This window comes from Saccharolobus solfataricus, assembly GCF_900079115.1.
Taxonomy (GTDB): Archaea; Thermoproteota; Thermoprotei_A; order Sulfolobales; family Sulfolobaceae; genus Saccharolobus; species Saccharolobus solfataricus.
Window position 1 is genome coordinate 2,010,952 of sequence record NZ_LT549890.1, and the last position, 14,664, is coordinate 2,025,615.

Sequence of the window (14,664 nt, forward strand, 5' to 3'; positions counted from 1 at the left end):
AAAATGATTTGAGATAAAAAAAAGTAATAACTTAAGCTATTTCTTCTGCTCTTATGTTACTTACTGGTCTCCAGCCAGCGCCATAAGCTATTGCGGTCCCAATTAGTCCTATGGCTAAATTAATTAGAGTTGATAGTACTCCTATGTACATTGGTCCTAACGGTGTTATGAAGGATGAGGTTTTTAATGGTCCGAAGTGATTAGCCAATAACGTTAGATATATCCCGCTGAACATACCTCCCGCCCAACCTCCTACTAACGCATAACCGTTGAGTTTGCTAGTGTAAAGTCCTAGGAATACTGAAGGCAAGGTTTGTAGAATGATTATACCTCCCAATAATTGCAGCTGTATGGCGTATGTTGAGGGTGTGGCAAATACTAGAGCTAAAGCCAAAAATTTAAACGCGGTAGATATCCATTTAGCTAAGGCTGATTCAGTACTAGGAGACATATTAGGTTTAAACTCCTTTATTATGTTCCTTGTGAGTAAATTAGCTGCTCCAATTGCCATTATAGCTGCGGGGACTAATCCCCCTATGAAAATTCCTAACAATGCTATCCCAACAAACCAATCTGGCATTGAATAGCCTATTAGAGCAGGGACAGCTACTGCACCGGAGTGTGTTTTAGCAATAAAATTAACCACTTTAGAATTAGCGTAGACTAGAATTCCAAACAAGGCTATAACAGCTAATATGATAGAATAGAAGGGTTGTAATGCTAGTGATAATTTAAGGGATTTCTTAGAATCTGAACTCACGCTTGCATTAACCGCGTGGGGATATAGATAGAGGGCAAATGCGCTCCCGATAGCTAAAGAAATATAAGCAGTTCGCGCAGCTAGGGTGTTAGGTAAATAGTTGTAGAAAATTGGCTTATTAACGTTATTTAACGCTAAGTTAATCTGGGAGCTTAACGTTTGGGCATTATGAAATGCACCAGAAAATCCTCCAAAGGCCAGTGGAACGTAGATCGCAATACTTATTATTGTACCTAAAATTATGATGTCCTTATATACTGCAGTTAGCGCAGCTCCCCTTAGTCCACTTGTGAATACGAATGCAGCTAAGATTATGAAGGCTACTAAAAGACTTAAATCACTTGCCAATGTAATGTTACTAACTCCCAATCCTAGCAATAATATGAGTAATGCTACTTGCATACCTACTATTTGTAATGCTATGTAAGGCAATTCAGCTACTACCCCTGTTATAGCTACAAGCCCTGCTAGAATCCTACTGTTAAATCTATCCTTAATGAAATCCGCTGCTGTAACATACCCTCTGTTCTTAGCAATTGTCCACAGTCTAGGCATGAAGAGTAGGGCTATGAAGGGCGTGACCGCAGAGTAGAAGGCTGCAAAAAATCCAACTGGACCGCTGGCTAAGACTAGAGAAGGTACTGCAATAAATGTATATGCAGTATATAGGTCTGCAGTGAGAAGAAACCACATTAAATATGGTCCTAATCTTCTCCCCGCTAAAGCCCATTCGTGAAGTTTCGATAGATCTCCTCTTCTCCATCTGCTTCCATAAAAGCCTAAAAACACAAAAATTACAAATAAAATTATAAACAGAGCAACTGAAACGATAGAAACGTGTAAACCATCCATGTTCTCAATCCCTTATAACCATTACAATTGCTGTGAATACGAGAGCACCTATTGGCATTAGAATTATTTGATACCAGTAAAATAGTGGCAGTCCCAGTAACGTTGGATCGTTTTTTGAATAGAGTGGTAGTAGAGAGTATAATAGTATGAAGATTAAAGCAAAAATCCCAACTATTACATAAAACTTTCCTGCCATTTATGTAATAATGTTAATATCACCTTTTAAACTTTACTTTATTAAATAGTTAAAATGTTAATTTTAAACTTCTAATGTAATATCTAGAATATAGTAGATTAATTCATAACATATACGGGTAGGATTAAAACACGTCACCGATGATTTTAAAGTACTCCTTCACGGTCTCCTTTCCTTTATCAGTTATTCTCACGAAAGTCCTTACGCCATTTACTGTAAAGCCCTTTTTAGACACTGCTAAACCCTCTTCTTCTAAGATTTGCAAATGCATTGTTAAGGAGCTTTTAGGAATTCGAGAGTACTCCAATAACTCAGAGAACGTCATTTGACCGAAGGTATATAAGGCTATTAAGATAGCTAACCTAACTGAATTATTCAACGCTCTATTGTTTAGGAATTGAATTAGCTCCTTGATCCTCTCCTCTTCGTTACTCAATAGTAGACACCTCTAATAAAGAATTAATAGAAGCGTAGAACCAAGCTATTATGAAAATTAAGTAAAATACTTGCGATATAACCTCTAATGGGGCTACTAAAATAGAAAAAACCGCTATAATATCGTAGTATCTAGGATCCACAAACCTATATTTAGAATAAAGGAAACGATATAATGAATATGCGAGAAATATTGCGTATATATAAAATGATAATACAAAATATACTATACTTAGACCAAATTGTGAAACCAAAATAAACGATATGAATAACGCCAATGTAATCAGAATCCATATTACGTAATTAAATTTCGTGATGATATAACCTCTACTGCCAATAAGCCTTAAGTAGTCAGTTCTGATGTCTCTAAAGAGCTTTACTGTAAAATAGACAAAAGGTATTAATATAATAAAGGGTATAAGCCCGTATAGAAAAGCTATATTGATTTTTAAAGAATCTAAAACTGTATAGATAGAAGCTAAAATCAGACCATAAAATCCCCAAACCGCGTAATATATACCTAGTACCTTTCTAGACTTCCTCTTAATTAAGACTCTAGCAAAGTCATTAGCGTCTTTGATTAAGTCCTTGTAACTCATTTACATTACACCATAAATTCGATCTATGCTACCTAAATTGGTCAATCTAGCCCCAATTTGAGCATTTTTAACAAATGATAACGTCTTTCCTTCTTGAATCTCTATGGTAAGTATAGAGTTTTCCACATCACCCTCTACTACACTAGCTTCAATAAGGTCTGTAACCGGTATAGGACCATAAATTTTTCCATTTATCAATATATAAGAGTCCCAATCCTTAAATTCCTTTAGTAGATCTAACTCATGCGTAGTCACAAAACCTTCTTCGAAATACTCCTTTAACCATCTTGCTATGATTAGCCTTCTCGCGGGATCTAGATTTTCAAATGGCTCATCTATTAATGCAACCTTTGGATTTGTAGATAATGCTAAAGCTAGTCTCACTATCGACGATTGACCAGCTGAAAGCTTGTATAAAGGTTTGTTTATGACTTGATCGAAAAGTCTAGCCTCCTCCAGCAATCTCCTAAACATATCACCGTCTAAATTCTTTATCTCTTCAAATATATATACAATATCTTTAACCTTTCTACCTATGCTATAAACTTCTACTAGGTTAGTGGAGAGACCTAAATAATTCCTTATTTTTCTCACTTCCATTCCATTAACGTAAATGTAGCCTTTGTAAGGCATTAATCCGCATGTAGCCTTTATGATAGTAGTTTTCCCTGAACCATTGGGTCCTAATACAATTCCCTTTCTATTAATAGTCATATTAATCCCTTGGAATACTACGCTCTCAAACTTTACCGTGAAATCTCTATATTCTAGCATTATTCTATTTTTACATCTGGATATTAAAAGTCCTCAAGGTAGTTCAGAAATTGAACTATCATTTGAATTTATAGTATCTTCTTTACTAATTAGAAGTCATGAAAAGACTCTTTACATATATCGTAAAGCAAACCCTTTCAAATCCTAACTTAATAGGCTGGGGAGTTCTCTTTGTATTGTTCTGGGGTCTATTAGGAGCTTTCATAATGGCACCAGGATTCATAAAGCAAATAGAGCCTACTTATATAAAAACAATATATCCAAATTACGTTGCAGCCTGGTATTCTGATTTAGTAATACTATCGTTAAGCTCACTTGCAGTGTCTGTGTCATACGCAATTTTTTACCAGACGGGAACTTTACCATATTTATTGAGATATAGTAAATTAAGAGCGGATACCTATATAATATCTCTTTATTTGGGATTTTTAGTAGTTGGATTAGTAATAGTACTTCTAATGACCGCCGTGATCCCATTCATGTTTTCCAACAACGGGATAGGAATAATTACATATCCTTCACAAATTCACATTTTAATTCCGATTTCCGTCCTCGGAAGCCTATTCTTTATATCGCTCTCTACGCTTCTAACGCTAATTACGATTAAACTTAAAGGAATGAGAATGCAAAATCTAATTAGCTTCATACCCTTAATATTGGGCTATATATTCTATTCACTATTTACATTTTCAGAGTATCCAAGTATTTTGGATTATACATCACCTTACTTAACAATAGTGCTATTACTATATTACGGATACACTGGAAATGTACCGCCAATAAGCGTGCAAAGTCAACAAACGGTATCACTTGAAGGTGTTATTATATCTTCTGTATTATGGACTTTGATTCTAACTATAATAGACATTATTCTAATGAAGAGAATATACTACACTAACATAGAAGAGAGTAGATTTCTATAAACGCACATGTTGTTCTTTACTTTTTGATACCCAACAAGCTTACTCTATATGATGATCCTTAGTATAGGTCGGGCAGGGTAAAATCTTCAAGTAGTTAATTTTTGACAAATTTATTAGCAAATGGGTATTAAATAGCAAGAATCCTTTCATATATGCTTTATTATCACACAAAAACTATGGGTGGATTAATTCCTGATAATAACTGCATTAACATTATAAATTTCGTTAGTCTAAGGTTGGTATGTGACACTAATGTTTAATGTTTGTCCATTTGATAACATCAGTTGCACAACGTAGATGTTACCTGCAATAAATGTGAAAGATGCCTTGAAATCGATCTTGATATTATTGTAACCTACAGAAAGCTGATTAGGTACAATGTTACTTGTGGAATAGCTAGTACCTAATATTGTAGCAGTTAAAATTCCCAATTGAAATTGGGAATATATAGTAGCTTCAGCTATACCATTACTATAAAGCTTCCCAACACCAACTTGCTCTATTGGCAAAGAAGGTTGGAACATAGTAGGTAATTGTTGTTGCTGACTAGGTAAGTTACCAATTATATTACCTAATCCCGAATATATCTTATAGAAGCCGATTATTGTTATTATTAAACCTATTATGGAGATGATTATGGATAGGATAAAGCCTATTAGAGCTATCAGTCCGCCGTCTTTTATATCCTTATTATTATAAATTTCTCCAGTCTTCATGAAGGCTAGGAAAAGGAGTATATATCCTACTAGACCTAATACGCCACCGATTAAGGCGAAAGCAACAGCTCCTACGGCCGAAGAGAGAATTGTCCCAACAGCTACAGAGGGATTCAATGCTTGTGCAGAAAATAATACTGGTAAAAGAAATATGAAGGCTATGATCGTTATTGCGGTTCCAGCAACTATTAGTATGATACTTGTAATGCCTCTTCCCAAATCCCTCCCTAATGAAGTTAATATTTGAAAACCACTTTTAATATTTACATACGTTAGATACAGGAGAAGAATTTGTATTACTAATCCAAATATTCCAACACTTAAACCAATATCTAAATTATTAATTGCAAATAATGTTGCAATAACAATTATTTCAAAAATGATTCCAAAAATTTCTGATATTAGGAGGTATTTCACCCCATTTCTTACCTCTTGTAATCCTAAAATCTCCCTATTTTGTTGAGACATATGGTATACTTAATCTTTAGTCAAATAATATTTTCCCTAAGGGTCTAACATTAGCGGAAATTCCAGTCGAAAGAGAAGTCAAAACTTACGGGTTTACTATACCAAATTTTACTCCTAACATCGTTATCATCTCTCCCTATAGCCCACTTTAAGTATTGCATACCTTTAATTCCATTAGTGGGATCAACGGGAAACCATACATCACCAATCTTAACTTCAATCCATGCATGAGCTTCCTTAGTGGAAAATGGGATCAAACCAATAACGTATCTAGCTGGAATTCCTAATGCTCTAAGAATTCCTATGGCAACATGACTGTAATTTACACAAACCCCAGAACCCATAATTAAGGAACCAAAAGCTGATTTAACACTTTTATTATTTTTATCATACCTAATACTATCCCTAACCATACTAATCACTTCATCTATGAGATCATCAAATGAGAAATACCTTACGTTAATCATCTTAAACTTATCAACATTAACGTATTTGCTTGAAGAGAGAAAAACCTCTTCTTCGTTCTCAGATTTCGAGAATGAGTTCACTTCTACCTCATAACTGATAATAATTGAAAAATCATCCGAAGGGTTGCACTTAAAATCTAGATGTTCGTTTCTAAACCTATCTTGATTTATGCTAACCTTACAAAATGATGGGTGGTCGATATTAAAATGTAGGACCTTTTGAGCATTATCTCTATAAGGAAGGATGTAAAGTCTGCCCATTATTTCGCTTGGCTTAGAAAAGGAAACCTCAGCCGATAGTTTATATCTAGTCATTATGCTTTACAATAAGAAAGAAAAAAGAAAAGCTTTAACAAAATGACGACGACCCTTCCGTATAGAAACTCCGAGCTAATAAAATATTAAGAGAAGAGTAACTTTACCATAATAGATATTCTAAGATTAAGATCGATATTCACCTAATTGTCCTTTTAACTAAATTGATTGCAATAGAGCGATAGTTAGGAAATTTAAATAAGAACTGTATATTGATAGAGTCTTCGTAAGCTTGATGATACTCTTCTTAGAATGACGTGAAAAAAGGCTTTCTAGGAAGAGAAATCTGTAGAAAATAGTTTAAAGTTATTATATTCACACCTCATGAATATCTTATCTTTGATACCTTATTTAATAATAAAAATGTCCAAACTATTCCAAATCGGTCTAACGTTATCTCTCTCAATAATAGCATAGCCATTATTGCTGCAAACGATCTAAGGAATTTGGAGCTACTTTAATTTAAAAGTTACATTTTAATGAGAATGAGTTAATTTTAAATAGGAGTCACTCCAAATTAAATACTAGGTGAAAAAATGAGTGAGGAAAGAATTCCATTAATAGGAGAAAGATTCCCAGAAATGGAAGTTATAACTACGCAAGGCAGGATAAAACTACCTGATGACTATAAAGGGAGATGGTTTGTATTATTTAGCCATCCTGGAGATTTCACACCGGTGTGCACTACGGAGTTCTACTCATTTGCAAAGAAATACGAGGAGTTCAAGAAGTTGAATACTGAACTAATAGGACTTTCAGTAGATAGTAACATTTCACACATCGAATGGATAATGTGGATAGAGAAAAACCTAAAGGTTGAAATTCCGTTTCCAATAATCGCTGATCCAATGGGCAATGTTGCTAAAAGACTAGGTATGATCCATGCGCAGTCCTCTACAGCTACAGTTAGAGCAGTATTCGTAGTTGACGATAAGGGGGTAGTGAGATTAATTCTGTACTATCCGATGGAGATAGGAAGAAATATTGATGAAATTCTTAGAGCTATTAGAGCACTACAATTAGTTGACAAAGCAGGAGTAGTAACTCCAGCTAACTGGCCTAATAATGAACTAATAGGAGATAAGGTCATTAATCCAGCTCCTAGAACGATAAAAGATGCAAAGATGAGATTAGGTCAGCCCTTTGATTGGTGGTTCACTTATAAAGAAGTTAAAACAACATAACATGAATGGGTAAAATTAAATTTATTTTTTGATTCTCTCAAATACATTAGCTAATTTTAGAACCTTGTCTTCTTCAAAATGCCTTCCTATTATCATCAGACCGACTGGTAAACCATTCGAATATCCCACTGGTATATTCATAGCAGGGTGTCCAGTAACGTCAAAAGGAGCTGTATTATTTATCATTCCGAGCGCCATTATAAAATATTCATCAAAGCCTGGTTCACTCTTATACCTCATTGCTTTCATAGGAGTTGTTGGCATTATTAGAGCGTCGTATTTCCTTAACGCACTGTCGTAAGCTTCCTTTAACACAATCGATAAATTTCTTGCCTTTGCGTAGTATCTATTGTTATACATCTTTATCATTAAGTAGCCTAACATTAGTACACCTTTTACCGTGTTTGGTAAATCTCTAGCTCTGGATTTTAAGGAGTTCCCAAAGAAATCTGCAATTTGAGTCTCAAATAAGCCCTTCCTTCCCCATCCTACACCACTTCCTAATATCATGGTTGCTGTGGCACCCTCAATAGCTATTGGAGTCCATATATCCAATCCCATCCTATGAAGAGGTATGGAGGTATCCTCTACTTTTATTCCATAATCTTCTAGTTTCTTGGCAGAATCTAATACTAACTCATCAACATCCTTTTCAGAATTGGACCAATTAAATCCTTCCTTAACTATGCCAACTTTCATATCTTTTACGTCGCCATCAATAAGTTTAGAATAGGGTTTGACTGGAGGTGGAGGTAGGCTATCTGGCTGTCTTGAATCCAATTCATCCCTCCCTGCTATTACCTCTAAAAGTAATGCTACATCCTTTACCGTATTAGCCATAGGTCCTAGATGATCTAATGTAGGCTCTATGGAAAAAGCGCCGGTATATGGAACTAGTCCATGAGTTGGTTTTAGTCCGTATATGCCAACCCACGAACTGGGAATTCTAATTGAACCTCCTTGATCTCCTCCAACAGCCATATCACAATAGCCAGAAGCTACTGCTACAGCACTACCGCTTGATGATCCTCCTGCCATATACTCTGGATTTCTCGGATTTAGTACTGGCCAAGGATAAGATGTATGACTACCTCCTGAGAAGCATAGGTCCTCACACGTAGTCTTAGCTACGATTTCTCCAGCCTCATCCAGAATCCTTGAAACTACAGTAGCATCCATATGCGGGACAAAACCTTCTAACATTTTAGATCCATTAAGCATAGGTATACCCGCTATCATCACATTGTCCTTAATGCAAATCCTTTTTCCCTTTAACTTACCCTCTTCCTTACCCTTTATCGAAGTTATCCACACTAAAGCACCATAAGGATTCTCCTCTTTCATAGGTGGTCGACCTAATGTTCTCTGATACTTAACTCTTGGAGTATAATCTGGCAAGGAGTCTAACCTCTCATAGGATTCCAACTGCAGTTTTAGTAATTGCAAAAAGGATTTTAACTCCTCATCCTCTAGATCTAAATTAAATTGCTTAGAAATCTCTCTTAAATCCTCCAATGTGGGTAACTTAATTCCCATAAAATATTTTAGTAAGGCAATCTTATAAACAAAAGTTTTAAAAGAAGCATTACATGCTTCGTATCTAACAGATCTGAGTTTGTAACCGTAGGATGGAGAATAGCTTTATAACAGACGGGGGTTCAAAGGGGGCGGAAAACTTCTCTTTGAGATGAATCCCTTTGTAGAAAAGTTAAAAATAGGAAAATAACGAAATACACATCAATGCCCACCTTAGGGTTTCGCTTCCGTGCTTACGCTGACGAACAAACCCTTAGGGCGTTAAAAGCCCAGTTGAAGTTAGCGTGCAAAATCTACAACACCTTAAGGTGGGCAGACATCTATTTCTATCAGAGGGATGGGAAAGGACTAACACAAACTGAGTTAAGACAGTTGGCTCTAGATCTGAGAAAACAAGATGATGAGTATAAGCAACTCTACTCGCAAGTAGTTCAACAAATAGCTGACCGTTATTACGAAGCTAAGAAGAGGTTTTTCGAAGGTTTAGCACGTTTCCCAAAAGAAAAGAAACCTCACAAGCACTACTCCCTTGTCTATACGCAAAGCGGTTGGAAAATACTTCACGTTAGAGAAATAAGAAAAGGCAAGAAGAAACTAATAACGCTTAAACTATCAAATCTTGGTACATTCAAGGTAATTATACACAGGGACTTTCCCCTTGACAAAGTAAAGAGGGTGATAGTGAAGCTAACAAGATCTGAGAGGATATACATCACTTTCGTAGTTGATCACGAATTCCCCAAGTTACCTAACACTGGTAAGGAAGTGGCGATAGATGTTGGTGTAGAAAAGTTGTTAGTAACGTCAGATGGTGAATATTTCCCCAATCTGAGACCTCTTGAAAAGGCGTTATGGAAAGTGAAGCATCTACACAGAGAACTTTCAAGGAAGAAGTTCCTCTCTCATAATTGGTTTAAGGCTAAGGTTAAGCTTGCTAGGGCTTATGAGCATTTGAAGAATCTAAGAACGGATCTTTACATGAAGTTGGGTAAGTGGTTTGCTGAGCATTATGACGTTGTGGTGATGGAGGGTATTCACGCTAAACAACTTGTGGGTAAGTCCTTGAGGTCTCTGAGGAGGAGGCTGAGTGACGTGGGATTTGGTGAGTTGAGGGATGTGCTGAAGTATCAGCTGGAAAAATACGGAAAGAAACTCATCCTAGTTAATCCTGCATACACTTCCAAAACTTGTGCTAGGTGCGGGTATGTGAAAAATGACTTGTCTCTATCTGATCGTGTTTTCGTTTGTCCCAACTGTGGTTGGATTGCAGATCGTGACTATAATGCTTCTCTTAACATTTTGAAGAGTGCGGGGTCGGAGCGATCCTTAGTGCCTGTGGAGCTCCGCCCTCTACCAGTACTCTGGCATGGCAGAGCTGTGAAGCAGGAAGCTCCCTCATTTATGAGGGGGTAGCTCACTTCCGCACTTAATCATCCTTATAGAGGGTTACTCCTCATATACCTATGAGAATAACTTTTGTTAGCTAATATGTATCATCATCATCTTCGGCTCTACGAATAGGATTTATCGGAAAATCGTTACACTTTTACGTTACGTTAAAAATATATAATAAATCTTTCCTGATTAGATGAGAAATGTTTATTGATGAGCTATAATATTAAGAAGTACAATGAAAGATATTTATAAATACATGGATAAATATTTTGACTTTTTATGATAAGGGAATTTCCTAAAACTACTATACGAAATCTACAATATCCTATATTATTCGTCCATCTCTTGTCCTAAGTGTGGTAGTAATATGGTTGAGGTTTTATATCGTTGGTTTAAATGCTCTTGCGGTTATGAGAATGACCGCGACGTTATTGCTATAGTTAATTAGAATGGGAGGGGTCTCTGACCCTCTCGACTGCCCCTCAAATGAGAGATGTAGTTCCGAATCGATGAGGGGAACCGTCATTTATGGCTGTGTGAAAGTCAGATGACTATATTCTCGTGGCACGAAACTCTCATAAGCTTAAGGGAAGTCGTTATATAACATTGGACGTTTCTTTTCAATAATCAAACTTAAGTGATAAAAGTTTTCAAGTAAAGATTTAAGTGGCTATGATTTAATTTAAATGTATGATAGATGAGGAAGCATTGAAGGAATGGATAGAGAGGTTTAAAGAGGCCAGGGAGATTAGAAGAAAGTATGCTGACTGGGACTTCATAAAATCACAACCAGTAAAACTAAGAATTGCATTAGAATACTACATAGAAACCGGAGATCTATACAACGCCTCTAGATTAGCTGGGATGATGATGGAAGACTTTAACGAGCTAAGAATAAAGGCGAGGATACCTAGCGTATGATTGCAGTTGCTGATACTTCTTTTTTAATAGATTGGGTTAGATATTCGAAACGTGATCTAATCTTCCAACTTTTTAATCTCATCTATCTTCCTGATTCCGTATTTAATGAAGTGAGAAGCGAAAGAACTCTTTTATGGATAGCTCAAGGCTTAGAAAATAATAAGCTTGCAATATTTCCTGAGTTACCACAAATTAGGGAGGAGGCACTAAGGCTAGTTTATGAGACCAGAAGGCTTCCCGTAAGGCCAGTTGATTATCCAGAGGCTTATTGCGTAGTTGTAGGTAAGGTCGAAGGTTATACAGTGCTTACGGAAAACGGCGGTGCTGTTGCTCTCATAAATTACTATAAGGAATATAGGGACGTTAAGATAATGAGGGCATTAGAGGTGCTAATTCAACTTCATAATAGGGGTCTAATTACAGATATAAGAAATGAAATTGAGGAGTATAATAAGCAGACTGGGCATAGGTTTTCAAGTAAAGATTTAAGTGGCTATGATTTAATTTAAATGTATGATAGATGAGGAAGCATTGAAGGAATGGATAGAGAGGTTTAAAGAGGCCAGGGAGATTAGAAGAAAGTATGCTGACTGGGACTTCATAAAATCACAACCAGTAAAACTAAGAATTGCATTAGAATACTACATAGAAACCGGAGATTATAGAGGGGCTTCACAAATGGCAGGAATGGCCGTAGATGAGTTTGTGGACTTTGCTAAAGATAAGGCAAAAATACCAACAATTTATTGAACTTACAAAATGCTGAAAAAGCCTTTTACAGTATATTTAGAATCGTCCTTCAGAAATAAATCTATAGTGTTAACAAACATATTGTATTTTAATTGTATACAGTAGATCCAAGATCGTATTATTAAAAATAATGGCCTTCTGTTAGTAACTGATTATCGTACATTATATGATTATTTTACTCAATTATATCAAAATTTATGGAAAATCTTAGCAGAGAGATTCAGTTATCCATTGCGAATTCACTTTATTTCGAATATTGTTACGAAATTAACTAAATGAAGACGGCTAATTAGCAGAGATACACGATTATCAATATTAACATTTTTACAACGTATTATTTACAAATTACAATTCGCAATGGATCCATGAATCGCCCTAATAAGTTAATATTTAAGCATTATTCGTCAACTTTCCCAGTCTTTTTCAAATCTTTCCATAAAGGGATGACGAGATGTAAGAAATTTTGTAATTATTTTTAAGAATTTTCAATCATTTATCAAAAGTAAGCTTATAAAGTTAGAGATATATTCCAATTAGAGAAGTATGTATATACAACCCTTAAACCCAACTGGTAATGTAGGGTTAACTATTTTAGCATCCTTAACACCAATAATTGCACTATTAATATTGTTGGCTGGGCTAAGAATAACTGCATGGCTAGCTACGCTCATAGGTTCGATAATAACGATTTTAGTTGCAACATTTGTATGGGGAACTCCAATAATACAAGTTAGTTATGCATGGCTTATAGGAGCATTAGTAGGAACTTGGGCAATATCTTGGATAGTATTCTGGGGGTTAACAATTTATAATACGTTAGTGTTAACTGGGAAATTTGACGCATTTAGAGACTGGATAGTGAGAAATTCTACTAATGACGCTAGAGTTCAAGCTATAGTATTAGCGTGGTCTTTAGGAGCCTTATTTGAAGGACTGGTGGGATTTGGATATCCGTGGGCGTTTATCGCCCCACTCCTAATATATTTAGGTTTTGATGATCTAAAAGCTCTTCAAGTGTCCGCATTAGCTAATAACGCCCCAGTATCTTTTGGTGCATTAGGAACTCCAATAATTATTCTAGCGTCAGTTACTGGATTACCCTTATTATTCATATCATCTTCAGTTGCGAAAGTAGTGGCAATTTTGGCTCTATTACCACCTTGGATATTATTATATCTAGTTGATAAATGGAGGGGGATAAGAGAAGCATGGCCAATAGCTATACTTGGTTCACTATCCTATATTTTAGGTCAATATCCAGTAGCGAGTTTTATTGGTCCTTATTTACCGGACATTACAGGATCTTTAATATCTTTCGTCATATTACTTTTATTCTTAAGAGTGTGGAGACCTAAGAGAGTGCTGAGTCTAAGAAGCGTTCAGCCTAATGGTGGGGAGAGCAAGAAATACTCAACAAAAGACGTTATTGAGGCCTTATCAGCCTTCATAGTGTTAATTATAGTAGTAACTCTATGGACTGGTCCTTGGTCACCACTAACTAAGTTTTCATTAGTAACCTTATCTCAAACAGCATACTCCTCTCTTCTCCATAAAAATGTAGGAGTAAGTTTTGCATTCAATCCTTTCGTAGCGGGTACGTCAATTTTAGTATCATGGATAATTATTTCTCTAGTTTTAAGGGCTTCGCCAAGAATTATGGGAGAAGCTATAAAGAGGTCTTTTCATCAATACTGGGGAGGGATATTAACTGGTATTTTTGTGGTTGGGCTTGCATATGTATTTAATTTCAGCGGAATGGCTTACTCATTAGCTTGGAAAACTAGTGACCTAGGTATAGCATTTATAATAGTTTCACCCTTATTTGGTTGGATTGGATGCGCATTATCAGGGAGTAATACGTCGACCAACGCCCTTTTTGGGGCGTTTCAAGTTACAACTGCACGTTTAACTGGTTTGCCCGTAGGATTACCACCAGCGTTAAATTCTGTGGGTGCTGAGTTAGCTAAACCAGTTGCTCCACAGACTGCTAGTGCAGGAGTATCCACAACAAAATACGTTCGAAAAGAGGGTATAGTGATTAGGAAAAATCTACCTTGGGCTATAGGCATTTTGATATATCTAATACTTATAGGAGTACTATACGCATTCTTAGCTCCATCTCTATTTGTACATTAGTGTTAGATATATGAATTAACTTCCTTTTTTCTATTAAGTTAACTCCTAATGTTTTTACATCTCTAGGATTGTTTAACTTAAATTATTCTTCTCAAAGTTTCAAGTAAGAACTAAAGGTAAAATTATCATTAGCTTTTAGGATCTGCTTAAATATTATTCACAGATTTTCGGTTATGTATTGAAAATTTAGCTATTAAATATACTGATCCACTGAGCTATAAACATTAATAATAATAA

15 protein-coding genes and 1 pseudogene are annotated in these 14,664 nt (G+C 35.8%); 8 read left to right on the top strand and 8 right to left on the bottom strand.

From position 1 onward, the window contains the following. Window positions 1-31: 31 nt before the first annotated feature. The 5 genes from SSOP1_RS10710 to SSOP1_RS10730 form a co-directional block, all read right to left on the bottom strand. The gene (locus SSOP1_RS10710) at window positions 32-1,612 is read right to left on the bottom strand and encodes a sodium:solute symporter family protein (RefSeq protein WP_009990144.1); all 1,581 of its coding nucleotides are present in this window, start codon (window positions 1,610-1,612) and stop codon (window positions 32-34) included. Window positions 1,613-1,616: 4 nt separating this feature from the next. Next, entirely contained in the window at window positions 1,617-1,808 is a 192-nt protein-coding gene (locus SSOP1_RS10715; RefSeq protein WP_009990145.1) for a DUF3311 domain-containing protein, read from the bottom strand. 124 nt (window positions 1,809-1,932) lie between these two features. After that, the gene (locus tag SSOP1_RS10720; RefSeq protein WP_009990146.1) at window positions 1,933-2,244 is read right to left on the bottom strand and encodes a winged helix-turn-helix domain-containing protein; all 312 of its coding nucleotides are present in this window, start codon (window positions 2,242-2,244) and stop codon (window positions 1,933-1,935) included. Beyond that, window positions 2,237-2,842, bottom strand: a complete 606-nt coding sequence (locus SSOP1_RS10725; RefSeq protein WP_009990147.1) for a hypothetical protein — start codon at window positions 2,840-2,842, stop codon at window positions 2,237-2,239. The genes SSOP1_RS10720 and SSOP1_RS10725 overlap by 8 nt, the downstream gene beginning before the upstream one ends. After that, window positions 2,843-3,616 carry an ATP-binding cassette domain-containing protein gene (locus tag SSOP1_RS10730; RefSeq protein ID WP_009990148.1) on the bottom strand — a complete coding sequence of 258 codons (774 nt, stop codon included), beginning with the start codon at window positions 3,614-3,616 and terminating at the stop codon, window positions 2,843-2,845. It lies immediately after the preceding gene. Window positions 3,617-3,714: 98 nt separating this feature from the next. Here SSOP1_RS10730 and SSOP1_RS10735 point away from each other — a divergent pair, with 98 nt between their 5' ends. Next, a complete protein-coding gene (locus tag SSOP1_RS10735) occupies window positions 3,715-4,539 on the top strand; it encodes a hypothetical protein (protein WP_009990150.1) in 825 nt (274 codons plus the stop codon). 230 nt (window positions 4,540-4,769) lie between these two features. Here the strand turns inward: SSOP1_RS10735 and SSOP1_RS10740 are convergent, their stop codons facing one another. Both SSOP1_RS10740 and SSOP1_RS10745 read right to left on the bottom strand, forming a co-directional pair. Next, window positions 4,770-5,723 carry a DUF973 family protein gene (locus SSOP1_RS10740; protein WP_009990151.1) on the bottom strand — a complete coding sequence of 318 codons (954 nt, stop codon included), beginning with the start codon at window positions 5,721-5,723 and terminating at the stop codon, window positions 4,770-4,772. A gap of 50 nt (window positions 5,724-5,773) precedes the next feature. Further along, window positions 5,774-6,505, bottom strand: a complete 732-nt coding sequence (locus tag SSOP1_RS10745; protein WP_009990152.1) for a transglutaminase-like domain-containing protein — start codon at window positions 6,503-6,505, stop codon at window positions 5,774-5,776. 536 nt (window positions 6,506-7,041) lie between these two features. On the opposite strand from SSOP1_RS10745, the gene SSOP1_RS10750 reads away from it, so the two are divergent. Continuing rightward, complete coding sequence (locus SSOP1_RS10750; RefSeq protein ID WP_009990153.1) at window positions 7,042-7,689, top strand: peroxiredoxin; 648 nt, start codon at window positions 7,042-7,044, stop codon at window positions 7,687-7,689. Between the two features lie 21 nt (window positions 7,690-7,710). Here SSOP1_RS10750 and SSOP1_RS10755 read toward each other — a convergent pair whose 3' ends face one another. Then, window positions 7,711-9,225, bottom strand: a complete 1,515-nt coding sequence (locus SSOP1_RS10755; RefSeq protein WP_009990155.1) for an amidase — start codon at window positions 9,223-9,225, stop codon at window positions 7,711-7,713. Window positions 9,226-9,429: 204 nt separating this feature from the next. Between SSOP1_RS10755 and SSOP1_RS10760 the strand changes: the two genes are divergently transcribed. The 6 genes and pseudogenes from SSOP1_RS10760 (at window position 9,430) to SSOP1_RS10780 (ending at window position 14,427) form a co-directional block, all read left to right on the top strand. Continuing rightward, window positions 9,430-10,638: an RNA-guided endonuclease InsQ/TnpB family protein gene (locus SSOP1_RS10760; protein WP_014511745.1), complete on the top strand. Its 1,209-nt coding sequence runs from the start codon at window positions 9,430-9,432 to the stop codon at window positions 10,636-10,638. Window positions 10,639-10,951: 313 nt separating this feature from the next. Then, window positions 10,952-11,133 (top strand): annotated as a pseudogene (locus SSOP1_RS16580) (zinc ribbon domain-containing protein); the annotation flags it as partial. 177 nt (window positions 11,134-11,310) lie between these two features. Further along, on the top strand, window positions 11,311-11,541 hold the full coding sequence (locus SSOP1_RS10765; RefSeq protein WP_009991909.1) for a hypothetical protein: 231 nt from the start codon (window positions 11,311-11,313) through the stop codon (window positions 11,539-11,541). Further along, window positions 11,538-12,050: a PIN domain-containing protein gene (locus tag SSOP1_RS10770; protein WP_009991907.1), complete on the top strand. Its 513-nt coding sequence runs from the start codon at window positions 11,538-11,540 to the stop codon at window positions 12,048-12,050. Before SSOP1_RS10765 ends, SSOP1_RS10770 begins: the two co-directional genes overlap by 4 nt. 4 nt (window positions 12,051-12,054) lie before the next feature. Then, window positions 12,055-12,291, top strand: coding sequence for a hypothetical protein (locus SSOP1_RS10775; RefSeq protein ID WP_009991906.1), 237 nt, complete (start codon window positions 12,055-12,057; stop codon window positions 12,289-12,291). A 543-nt stretch (window positions 12,292-12,834) separates the two neighbouring features. Beyond that, a complete protein-coding gene (locus tag SSOP1_RS10780; protein WP_009991904.1) occupies window positions 12,835-14,427 on the top strand; it encodes an L-lactate permease in 1,593 nt (530 codons plus the stop codon). Window positions 14,428-14,664: the final 237 nt, after the last annotated feature.

What these genes read in the sequence shown, in the direction of transcription:
- SSOP1_RS10710 (WP_009990144.1), bottom strand. Translation starts at nt 1,612, where the DNA reads ATGGATGGTTTACACGTTTCTATCGTTTCAGTTGCTCTGTTTATAATT.
- SSOP1_RS10715 (WP_009990145.1), bottom strand. Translation starts at nt 1,808, where the DNA reads ATGGCAGGAAAGTTTTATGTAATAGTTGGGATTTTTGCTTTAATCTTC.
- SSOP1_RS10725 (WP_009990147.1), bottom strand. Translation starts at nt 2,842, where the DNA reads ATGAGTTACAAGGACTTAATCAAAGACGCTAATGACTTTGCTAGAGTC.
- SSOP1_RS10730 (WP_009990148.1), bottom strand. Translation starts at nt 3,616, where the DNA reads ATGCTAGAATATAGAGATTTCACGGTAAAGTTTGAGAGCGTAGTATTC.
- SSOP1_RS10735 (WP_009990150.1), top strand. Translation starts at nt 3,715, where the DNA reads ATGAAAAGACTCTTTACATATATCGTAAAGCAAACCCTTTCAAATCCT.
- SSOP1_RS10740 (WP_009990151.1), bottom strand. Translation starts at nt 5,723, where the DNA reads ATGTCTCAACAAAATAGGGAGATTTTAGGATTACAAGAGGTAAGAAAT.
- SSOP1_RS10745 (WP_009990152.1), bottom strand. Translation starts at nt 6,505, where the DNA reads ATGACTAGATATAAACTATCGGCTGAGGTTTCCTTTTCTAAGCCAAGC.
- SSOP1_RS10750 (WP_009990153.1), top strand. Translation starts at nt 7,042, where the DNA reads ATGAGTGAGGAAAGAATTCCATTAATAGGAGAAAGATTCCCAGAAATG.
- SSOP1_RS10755 (WP_009990155.1), bottom strand. Translation starts at nt 9,225, where the DNA reads ATGGGAATTAAGTTACCCACATTGGAGGATTTAAGAGAGATTTCTAAG.
- SSOP1_RS10760 (WP_014511745.1), top strand. Translation starts at nt 9,430, where the DNA reads ATGCCCACCTTAGGGTTTCGCTTCCGTGCTTACGCTGACGAACAAACC.
- SSOP1_RS10765 (WP_009991909.1), top strand. Translation starts at nt 11,311, where the DNA reads ATGATAGATGAGGAAGCATTGAAGGAATGGATAGAGAGGTTTAAAGAG.
- SSOP1_RS10770 (WP_009991907.1), top strand. Translation starts at nt 11,538, where the DNA reads ATGATTGCAGTTGCTGATACTTCTTTTTTAATAGATTGGGTTAGATAT.
- SSOP1_RS10775 (WP_009991906.1), top strand. Translation starts at nt 12,055, where the DNA reads ATGATAGATGAGGAAGCATTGAAGGAATGGATAGAGAGGTTTAAAGAG.
- SSOP1_RS10780 (WP_009991904.1), top strand. Translation starts at nt 12,835, where the DNA reads ATGTATATACAACCCTTAAACCCAACTGGTAATGTAGGGTTAACTATT.